At 38.8% G+C, this 10,636-nt stretch carries 7 protein-coding genes; 1 reads left to right on the top strand and 6 read right to left on the bottom strand.

The features are described from left to right. Window positions 1–156: 156 nt before the first annotated feature. The 4 genes from AAA071_RS00585 to AAA071_RS00570 all read right to left on the bottom strand — a co-directional run bounded on the left by AAA071_RS00585 (window position 157) and on the right by AAA071_RS00570 (window position 4,051). Window positions 157–864, bottom strand: coding sequence for a hypothetical protein (locus AAA071_RS00585; RefSeq protein WP_004697490.1), 708 nt, complete (start codon window positions 862–864; stop codon window positions 157–159). A gap of 80 nt (window positions 865–944) precedes the next feature. Further along, window positions 945–2,462 carry a 23S rRNA (uracil(1939)-C(5))-methyltransferase RlmD gene (gene rlmD, locus AAA071_RS00580; RefSeq protein ID WP_118091487.1) on the bottom strand — a complete coding sequence of 506 codons (1,518 nt, stop codon included), beginning with the start codon at window positions 2,460–2,462 and terminating at the stop codon, window positions 945–947. Next, window positions 2,462–3,130 carry a TerC family protein gene (locus AAA071_RS00575; RefSeq protein ID WP_024062199.1) on the bottom strand — a complete coding sequence of 223 codons (669 nt, stop codon included), beginning with the start codon at window positions 3,128–3,130 and terminating at the stop codon, window positions 2,462–2,464. The genes rlmD and AAA071_RS00575 overlap by 1 nt, the downstream gene beginning before the upstream one ends. A 261-nt stretch (window positions 3,131–3,391) precedes the next feature. After that, window positions 3,392–4,051 carry a TerC family protein gene (locus AAA071_RS00570; RefSeq protein ID WP_195213256.1) on the bottom strand — a complete coding sequence of 220 codons (660 nt, stop codon included), beginning with the start codon at window positions 4,049–4,051 and terminating at the stop codon, window positions 3,392–3,394. 300 nt (window positions 4,052–4,351) lie between these two features. On the opposite strand from AAA071_RS00570, the gene AAA071_RS00565 reads away from it, so the two are divergent. After that, window positions 4,352–5,710, top strand: a complete 1,359-nt coding sequence (locus AAA071_RS00565) for an MATE family efflux transporter (protein WP_118091485.1) — start codon at window positions 4,352–4,354, stop codon at window positions 5,708–5,710. A gap of 60 nt (window positions 5,711–5,770) precedes the next feature. Here the strand turns inward: AAA071_RS00565 and uvrC are convergent, their stop codons facing one another. Together uvrC and uvrA are read right to left on the bottom strand one after the other, a co-directional pair. Beyond that, on the bottom strand, window positions 5,771–7,597 hold the full coding sequence (uvrC, locus tag AAA071_RS00560) for an excinuclease ABC subunit UvrC (RefSeq protein WP_349233993.1): 1,827 nt from the start codon (window positions 7,595–7,597) through the stop codon (window positions 5,771–5,773). 134 nt (window positions 7,598–7,731) lie between these two features. Continuing rightward, window positions 7,732–10,584, bottom strand: coding sequence for an excinuclease ABC subunit UvrA (gene uvrA, locus AAA071_RS00555; protein ID WP_195213258.1), 2,853 nt, complete (start codon window positions 10,582–10,584; stop codon window positions 7,732–7,734). Window positions 10,585–10,636 lie beyond the last annotated feature (52 nt).

The raw sequence follows: 10,636 nt of genomic DNA, 5'->3' as shown, positions 1-10,636 counted from the left end.
TTACTAGATAAACCTTTAGAAATTGTATTAATGTAAAAAAGGCTGTAAAAGCATACAGTTTTACAGCATGCTTTTACAGCCTTCATATTATATTGGAGGTAAGCTTTAAAAGTTATAGATTTAGAAAAAATATAAATGAATAGTCTTAATAAAGTATTATTTCTTATCAATAAAAACTGCATCACCTCTATAAAGTGAATAGGAGTCATCCAAAACATACTTATTAGATGCATTTAATGGTGGAAACTGAATTACTGCCTCGCCAACCTTAACCGCATCAGACTTAATATGAACTTCAAAAGGGCTATTAGTATCGATATTAGATAAATCAAATAATGATTGATAACCTACTGTTACCCACATACCAGGGCCTTCAAATTGATCATCACCACGTACAGTCTCTATTGGATAATATGTATTTCCATTTTGTACTATAGATATAATGACATTATTAGTATCATTATAAATCTTACTTTCCGGCATATAAAGGAAAGATCTAACCTGTAATATATTGTTAGCATTTCTTGTTGAATAATTACTTGCTACACCTCTAGCATCCTCCAATGCCGTATTGGCATAAATTGCAAATGGAGTTTGAACATATACGATACCTTGCAATTCATTCCTTGGGAAAATTCCACCATAACGTCTTTTAATAAACTTTTTCTTAGCAGTAGATATCATTTTAATATTTTTCTTCTCTGCTAAAGACTGTCCATAAGATGTTGCTGATGCAATATCTTCATTCGTAATTTGGTGTTTCTCAATAACTTGAGGATTATAAGTACTAATATCTTCTGCAGATACTGCCATAACAAACATAGCTAAAATTGAAAATAAAATAATTTGTTTCTTAAAATTCATAGTCTCACCTACAAAACATATACTTTTAAAAATCAGCTAGAAAAAATTTTAGACATCTATAATCTGGTCAGTGCTATCACTCACTGCGTCGTTTCACTCCTAGTGAGTAAGGCCACTGCCTCAACGTGAGCAGTCATTGGGAACATATCTACAGGTTGTACTTCTTTTAGTTCATAACCATAGTGTGTGAGGATTTCAATGTCTCTCGCCATGGTTGCAGGGTTACAGGATACATAGACAATACGTTTTGGCTCCATGTTAGCTGCAGATGTCAATACTTCTTCTTTACAGCCCGCCCGGATTGGATCGAATACGATAACGTCAGGTCGTACGCCTGCTTTGTAGAGTTTTGGCATTTCTACGGCCGCATCAGCAACGATAAACTCTGTATTATCATAGCCATTGCGTCGTGCATTTTCACGAGCGTTGATAATGGCTGGTTCTACGATTTCTATGCCGATAACATGTTTTGCTTTATGCGCAAGGAATAATGAAATAGTACCCGTACCACAATACGCATCGATAACGATTTCGGTTCCTTTTAGGTCTGCATACGCTAGTGCTTGATCATAAAGCACCGTAGTTTGTTCAGGATTAACTTGGAAAAAGGAATGTGGAGATAAGGTAAATCGTAAATCTTTGATATGGTCTGTAATTGTTCCATCCCCATGGAGAACACTATTTTTAGGCCCTAATATAACATTAGTACGCTTCCCATTTACGTTATGAACGATGGTTTCCACTTGGGGAACTCGTTCAGTTAATTTTTCAACCCACTTCTCTTGATGTGGCAAGTGTTCTGTCGCGGTTACAAGGATAATCATCCATCCAGATTGTCCGATACGACCGATAACATGACGTAGTACACCCTTACCAGTATGTTCATCATACGGTTCGATATCAAATTCTTTAGCAATTTGATAACATGCTTGAGCAATGATATTATTGCCCTCATCTTGTATAGGACAATTCGTACCTTGCACGATATCGTGAGATCCCATCGCATAGAATCCCATTTGGATATCACCTTTAGTACCGCCTACAGGCATTTGCATCTTATTGCGATATGCCCAGGGATTTTTAGGTCCTAAAGTAGGTTTAACAAGGTCAGGATTTTGATGACCAATGCGTTCGATAACGTCCTTCACCTTTTGTGTTTTTAGTGAAAGTTGTCCTTCATAGGTAATATGTTGTAATTGGCAACCACCACAGAATCCATAAAGATCACAACTGGCATCGATTCGATTCGGCGCCATAGTAACGATTTCCAAAAGTCTACCTATAGCATACGTCTTTTTCACCATAGAAATAGATACTTTCACCGTTTCCCCAGGTAAAGCAAAGGGAACAAACACTGTAAAGTCCTCTACGCGACCTACCCCTTCGCCACTACTGCCAATACCGTGAATGGTAACTAATACTTCGTCCCCAAGTTTAACAGGGGCATTCAACATAGCTTGTTGTTTTTTAGATGTAGAAGGACTGGTATTTTGTTGTCCATTATAATGATTGGAATTCTGTTGCCCATTAGAGCTTTTTTTATTCTGTTGTTTAACTTTAGATTTATTCTTACGAGATGTACGACTTGTACCGTTCATTACGAGTCTCTTTTCTTCCAAATTTTAATCATACCAGTTACAATGAGTACAAAGAATACAGTTCCAAATTTCACCAATAACTCTTCTCCTTGAATATAGGGAACAAGGAGTGGATCTTCTACAATCATTTCACCCGCAACCCAGCCGAGAAGTGCACCACCAGCCCAAAGAATGGCAGGATATTTGTGAATAATACGAGCAAATAATGTAGAACAGAATATGATAATCGGCACCGTAATCAATAGACCTACGATAACGAGCTCTAAATGACCTTTTGCAGCACCTACTACACCGATGACATTGTCGATACTCATCATCGCATCGGCTACGATTATGGTCCAAATAGCTCCGCTTAAAGAGTTTTTAGCTTCAATGTGAGCCTCTTCTTCTCCACCTTTTAATAGCTGAATAGCAATCCATACGAGTACTAGGCCGCCACCTAAATGGATAAGTGGAATTAGTGTCAAAGCTTCAACTAAAATCGTAGCGAAGATAAGTCGCATTACGATAGCACCTACAGTTCCCCAAAGAACTGCTTTCTTTTGCAATTCTGGCGCTAATTTACCTGCAGCCATACCGATAACAACGGCATTATCCCCTGCCAATAAAATGTCGATCAAAATAATTTTACTGATGGTTATCCACGTAGAAGCTTCTAAAAATTCCATTCTGTCCTTACCTCAATTCAGTCTACTAATTCTATAACTATCCCTTAACTATACCATATTTCTACTATTTTCTCATCTATAATAGATATGTTAAACAGTTACGATTAGTCTTAAAATAAACGCTACGAAGCTCTGTATAGTTCTATGTATAATAGTCTTACTATTAATCTTTATATTACGCTTATAATTCACTCTATTATAACTATATTTTTATATGAAAAATATCTCTCCTCCTACGACTAGAAGAAGAGATATATTGCATTATTTTTTTAAGCTTTTAGCTATCAAAGATGCACCTACTACAAGGATGACCGCACCAATTTTGATGAACAACGCATATGGTTCAACTGTATGAGAAATCAATTTGTCTTCTACACTCATTGCAGCACCTACCCACGCAAGGATACCACCACCTACATACAGAATGATTGGGAAACGTTCGATAACTTTCACGAACAATGTACTACCATAGATAATGATAGGAACTGTAATGAGCATACCGATGGCAACTAATGTCATGTTGCCACCAGCAGCACCTACTACACCGATAACATTATCAATGCCCATGATGCCGTCCGCAATTACAATCGTCGTAATAGCAGCACGTAAATTATCTTTAGCCTCAATATTATGCTCACTTTCATCATTAACGACGAGCTTATAACCAATCCATAAAAGAAGGATACCACCTACTAAACGCAGTGCAGGAATATTATTTAATGCTTCTACGAATAGGAATGCCATAACAAGGCGTAAAATAATGGCACCTGCTGTGCCCCAAAAAATCGCTTTCTTCTGTAAATGTGCTGGCAAATTACGAGCCGCCATACCAATAACGATGGCATTATCGCCAGCTAATAAGATATCGATAACGATGATTTGAAACATCGCTAATAAGCCTTGTACAGTTAAGATGTCCAATATATTCTCCTTAGAATAATAATATAGTATATATAATATAATCGATATAATATATATATTATAATCGATATAGTTAGGTAGTGTAAAATTCAATTATTAAAATATATATACGTTTTTATCATAATTCCCTCATATTAAATATAATACTTTACGATTTATATTATTGTATTTTTAGTCTTAGTAAATCATAATATCCAATCTATAATTTTATAAATTTAATTCCTTTTTTCCTTAGGTTTTAGCTATTAAATTAAGCTACTTTATGGTATAGTATAGTATATCGTTAATTGGGAGGTTAGTATGTATCAAACATATTCTATACTGCAAAAATTATGGTTGTTCATAAAACTATTTACTCCTATGTGCATCACTCAATTTTCCCTGATTGGGGCTACCTTCATCGCCATCTTTTTAACGGGACAATATAGTACGACTGATTTAGCTGGAGTCGCTACGGGATATAATTTATGGCTCCTTTTTTATATCTTTGCACAAGGAACGTTGATGGGTATCACGCCAATCATCTCTCAGCTATTGGGGGCTAAGAAAACAAATGATATCCCAACCATCTTTCATCAAGGTCTTTTCATCGGTACAGGCCTAGCGTTCTTAATTTTACTAATCGGTATATTTGGCTTGCGCCCCTTACTGACCGCATTAAATCTTGAACCTGCTGCCGCCGAGGTTTGTATTAGTTATCTGAAAGCTTTTGCATTCGGTTTATTCCCACTTCTTTGGGTAAACACCTTGCGTAACACTGTCGATTCCCACGGATTAACTCATTACTCCATGGCCATTGTCTTTACAAGCTTTGTTATTAACGTATTCTTAAACTACGCACTCATCTTTGGACATTATGGTTTTCCTGAAATCGGTGGCGTTGGCGCAGGCTACGGTATTGCTGGTGCCTGTTGGACCAACTTTATTCTATTTAGCTTAGTCATTCTATTACATCCTAAGCTAAAAGGTTATCGTATCTATAAAGACTTCAAAAGTCCAAGCTTCCACTACATTCGTGAACAATTACAAGTTGGTATTCCCATCGGTTTTTCTATCTTTTTTGAAGCTAGTATCTTTAGCATTGCTGGGCTCTTAATGGTTCACTTTGGATCTGCTGTAGTAGCAGCTCATCAATCAGTTATTTCCTTTACTAATGTATTCTACTGCTTGCCATTAAGCATCGCCATGTCCTCTACCATTGCCGTTGCTTATGAACTCGGTGCAGAACGAAAAAAGGAAGCCATCCAGTACTCTTATATTTCTCGTGTATTAGCCATCATCATAGCCGTTCTCATTTGTGCCTTTACGTTCACTCATATGGATAATATTGCAGATCTATTTACAAATGATGATGAAGTATATGAACTTATTTATCACTTCCTTGGGTATGGCGTATTTTTTGCAGCTATTGATGCCATAGGTACTCCATTACAAGGTATTCTAAGAGCCTACAAGGATGTAAAAGTAGTTCTTTACATTTCTCTCATATCTTATTGGGGCGTGTGTTTCCCAACAGCTTATACCCTTGCCAAAAATCCTAATTATGGACCATTTGGCGTATGGATTGGTTTGTTGGCTAGCGTAGTAGTTGCGGGTATATTATTTACACTTCGCACATACTACATACAACATTACAAACCTAGAACTATTGTAAAATAATAAAAGCACCTATTGAATATTACATATCAGTGTAAGGCATCAATAGGTGCTTTTTCAATTTTATTTTAAAACCTCTTGTTTCTCTACTTTGGACATACGGAAAAAATTATATAGCGTTTCTGCCGTCTTATAATTCATAGATTCTACATTTGCAAGTTCATCGATAGATGCCTCTTTTATGGCCTCTAAACTATTAAAGTGAGCCCATAAGGCCTTACGGCGTTTAGGCCCGATACCTTCAATATGGTCAAGAATAGATTCAAGATTTCGCTTACCGCGCAACTTACGGTGATAGGTAATGGCAAAGCGATGCGCTTCATCACGAATTTGTTGAAGTAATTGAAGCTCCGGTGTGTGATGACTCAAAATGATACTTTCAGATTGCCCCTCTACAAAGACCTCTTCAATACGCTTAGCCAAGGAGATAACTGGCACATCTGTAACACCAACGGCACGGATTAACGGCAAGGCCGCATTGAGCTGACCTTTACCACCATCGATGATAATAAGATCTGGCATAGGCCAGTCTGTTTCATTACCGTAACGACGTTCCATGATTTCAGCCATCGACTTAAAATCATCAGGTTTACCTTGAGTAGTTTTCAGTTTAAAGCGGCGATATTCCTTCTTCGCAGGCTTGCCACCTTCAAAAACAACCATAGAAGCCACAGTTTCAGTTCCTTGTGTATGAGATATGTCAAAACACTCCATGCGTTCAGGTAAACGCGGTAAGTCGAGAATCTCGGCTAGTTTCTTAACCGCCCCGCCAGTCTTATCAATTTGGTGTTGCCACTGACGACGACGTTCTTCAAGGAAAGTTTCTGCATTTTCATGAGCCATCTTAATCATATCCATCTTATAGCCACGTTGTGGCACAGATACATCTACATGTTGGCCTTTGAGCTGTGTAAACCATTCCGTTAATAAGTCCCTATCTGTACTCTCCATAGGTAGTAACAACTCTTTAGGAATAAAGTTTGTATCTCCATAGTATTGCTTGATAAAGTCTGTCATAATCGTTTCTGAACTATCGCCATCATGTTGCACAAAGTAATTCTCACGGCCTAACAGACGACCACCGCGGATGAATAGCAACTGTACACAGGCCATCGATGTATCAACAGCCAATCCTAAGACGTCTAAGTCGCCACGTTGGGTAACCATGCGTTGCTTTTCTTGTATCTTTTCAATGCTAGACAATTGATCACGATAACGTGCAGCATCTTCAAAGCGTAAGTCCTCTGCCGCTGCTTCCATCTTTTCTTTGATTTCTTTAAGAAGCGATACAGACTTGCCTTCAAATAAAGCTACGATTTCATCGATATATTTACGATAATTGGGTACCGATATTTTATTAAAGCACGGTGCCTCACAGTAATGCATATGATACTGCAAACATGGGCGTTCTACATTCATAGACTTACAAGTCCGTAGTGGGTAGTACTGGCGTATTAATTTCAATACCACATGGACAGATGTTACATCTGTAAAAGGTCCAAAATACTTGGCTCCGTCCCGTTCAAGACGGCGCGTCATATATACGCGTGGGTAATCCTCTTGCACAGAGACTTTTACATATGGGTATGTCTTATCATCACGAAGTCTAATATTATATTTAGGTTCATGTTCTTTAATTAAGGTATTCTCTAAAATGAGCGCTTCCATTTCCGTCTTGGTTTGAATGACTTCCACATCGACGGCACGCTTCATCATGGCTGTAACCTTTGGTGCGCGGTTCGCATCGTTACGTACATAGGAACGCACACGGTTGCGCAGATTAATAGCTTTACCTACATAGATGATGCGGTTATATTGATCGCGCCATAAATAGACACCTGGCGTCGTTGGTAGATGACTGACCTTTTCCAGTAATTCTTCAGACGGCATGTTTCCTCCTTTCCTTGCAGATTACAAGAGAATAGCTTACACACTTCTTTAAATAATGCCCTTTATGAGTTGAAGGATGTAGTCTATTCTCTTTATGATTTTTCTTTTATGGAAACTTAAATATATATACTATTTTATTTCTTATGCTTCGCTGCTTTCATAAATTTCTTAGTCTGTTCCAATACAGGACCTAAGAATTTGCCGGTATAGCTTTCTTTCACCTTAACAATTTCCTCAGGCGTACCAGTTGCCACGATAGTGCCACCGCGATTACCACCTTCAGGACCAAGATCAATAATGTGGTCAGCCATCTTAATAACATCTAAATTATGTTCGATAACGACAACAGTATCCCCGCCCTCTACAAGTTGTTGCAATACATGTAACAACTTACGAATATCTTCAGCATGAAGACCTGTAGTAGGCTCATCAAGGATGTATAGCGTTTTGCCGGTGCTACGACGCGCTAGCTCTGTAGCTAATTTAACCCGTTGAGCCTCACCACCAGATAATGTAGTAGCCGCCTGACCTAAACGGATATACCCAAGACCAACCTCTTGAAGAGTAACCATCTTACGATTGATCTTAGGTATGGCACTAAAAAATTCTACAGCATCATCAACTGTCATATCTAATACATCAGCAATGGATTTGCCTTTATATTTAACCTCCAAAGTTTCACGGTTATAACGCGCCCCTTTGCAGACTTCACAAGGCACATACACATCAGGCAAGAAGTGCATTTCAATCTTGATGATACCATCTCCACGACAGGCCTCACAGCGACCACCTTTTACATTAAAGCTAAAACGACCTTGTTTATAACCGCGCATCTTAGCTTCTGGCGTTTGACTATATAGTTCGCGAATTGCATCAAATACACCAGTATAAGTAGCTGGATTGGAACGAGGTGTACGGCCAATCGGACTTTGGTCTATATTGATGATTTTATCGATATGTTCAAGACCACGGATTTCTTTATGAGCTCCTACCTTGTGGAAAGAACGATATAACTGATTGGCTAATCCTTTATAGAGAATTTCATTGATCAAGGTAGACTTACCAGAACCACTAACTCCAGTAACGACAGTTAATATGCCGATAGGAAATTTTACATTAACATTTTGTAAATTATTTTCCTTAGCCCCTCGAATTTCAATACAGTTTTTACCTGGTTTACGTCGCTCTTCTGGTAGCGCAATAAATTTACGACCACTCAAGTATTGTCCAGTGATAGAGTCTTCTACGTTCATCACTTCCTCTACCGTACCAGACGCAATAATTTGCCCCCCATGCTCACCAGCACCTGGACCGATATCAACAAGATAATCGGCAGCACGCATCGTATCTTCATCATGTTCTACAACGAGCAAAGTATTGCCTAAGTCACGTAACCCTTTTAATGTATCGATAAGGCGATCATTATCTCGTTGATGTAGACCGATTGACGGTTCGTCTAAGATGTATAATACGCCTACTAGGCCGGAACCAATTTGAGTTGCTAATCTAATACGTTGCGCCTCACCACCAGATAAAGTACCTGCACTACGGTTCATAGTGAGGTAATCTAAACCTACATTATTAAGGAACCCAAGACGAGCATTGATTTCCTTCAAAATTTGAGCACCGATCACTTGTTCACGCTCAGTTAATTGCAGATGACCAAAGAAATCTAATGCTTCTTTTATAGTTAATTGTGTCACCTCATTGATGTTCTTATCCCCTACGGTAATAGCCAATACTTCAGGTTTAAGACGAGCGCCTTCACAGGTTGTGCAAAGCTTAATGGACATAAACTTTTCAAACTCTTCACGCATAGAGTCTGTAGAGGCTTCACTATGACGGCGTTTAACCATCGGTAAAATACCTTCGTACTCTGTAAAGAATTCCTTTATTTCACCTCTCATATTTTCATAGGTAAAACTTACCTTATCCGTCGTACCGTACATCACCTTTTTCTGTAATGCTTTCGGCAATTCATCATAAGTGGAGTCTAAGGAATATCCATTAGCTTTTAATAGACCTTCTACTTGACGCATAAACCAAGCATTAGGATTGGAGCTCAAAGCTTGCACGCAACCATCGTTAAAGCTAATAGAGCCATCTGGTATAACGCGCTCCTCATCAACCTCCATAGTAGAGCCAATCCCTAAACAAGATGGGCAGGCGCCAAATGGACTGTTGAAGGAGAACATACGCGGTTCAATTTTAGGTAATGAAATATGACAATCTGGGCACGCAAAATGTTGACTATACATGTGTTCAGGTCCGTCTACCTCTTGAATCACAACGATGCCTTCTGCCCATTTTGAGGCGGTCTCCATAGAGTCAGCCAACCGAGATTCAATGCCTTCTTTTACAACGAGGCGGTCCACGACGATATCGATGGAGTGTTTCTTGTTCTTCTCTAATACGATTTCTTCGTCCAAGGTGCGCACTACACCATCTACTCGAGCACGAACAAAGCCTTCTTTGCGAAGTTGTTCAAACACGGATTTATGTTCCCCTTTTTTACCTTGAATCATAGGGGCCAGTACTAAAACCTTTGTACCTTCGGCAAAGCTCATTACATCGTCGGTCATTTGTTGTATTGTTTGCTGGGTAATAGGCTTACCACACTCTGGACAGTGTGCATGACCTACGCGTGCAAATAAGAGACGTAAATAGTCGTAAATCTCCGTTACGGTACCAACCGTAGAACGAGGGTTGCGACTCGTCGTCTTTTGGTCGATAGAAATGGCTGGAGACAAACCTTCAATATAATCGACATCGGGTTTATCCATTTGTCCCAAAAATTGACGTGCATACGCAGACAGGGACTCAACATAACGTCGTTGCCCTTCTGCGTAAATCGTATCAAATGCTAGGGATGATTTACCAGAACCACTGAGGCCAGTTAAGACGATAAACTGATCACGTGGCAAGGATATATCAATATTTTTTAGGTTATGCTGACGCGCACCTTTTACAATCAATTGATCTTTCATTATCTTTCCTATTTAAAGAGATGATACCAAACGGCATCATCTCTCCGATTAC

It is taken from the genome of Veillonella parvula (assembly GCF_040097785.1).
Taxonomy (GTDB): Bacteria; Bacillota; Negativicutes; order Veillonellales; family Veillonellaceae; genus Veillonella; species Veillonella parvula_D.
This window is presented reverse-complemented; position numbering and strand designations above follow the sequence as displayed.

What these genes read in the sequence shown, in the direction of transcription:
- uvrA (WP_195213258.1), bottom strand. Translation starts at nt 10,584, where the DNA reads ATGAAAGATCAATTGATTGTAAAAGGTGCGCGTCAGCATAACCTAAAA.
- AAA071_RS00565 (WP_118091485.1), top strand. Translation starts at nt 4,352, where the DNA reads ATGTATCAAACATATTCTATACTGCAAAAATTATGGTTGTTCATAAAA.
- AAA071_RS00585 (WP_004697490.1), bottom strand. Translation starts at nt 864, where the DNA reads ATGAATTTTAAGAAACAAATTATTTTATTTTCAATTTTAGCTATGTTT.
- rlmD (WP_118091487.1), bottom strand. Translation starts at nt 2,462, where the DNA reads ATGAACGGTACAAGTCGTACATCTCGTAAGAATAAATCTAAAGTTAAA.
- AAA071_RS00575 (WP_024062199.1), bottom strand. Translation starts at nt 3,130, where the DNA reads ATGGAATTTTTAGAAGCTTCTACGTGGATAACCATCAGTAAAATTATT.
- uvrC (WP_349233993.1), bottom strand. Translation starts at nt 7,597, where the DNA reads ATGCCGTCTGAAGAATTACTGGAAAAGGTCAGTCATCTACCAACGACG.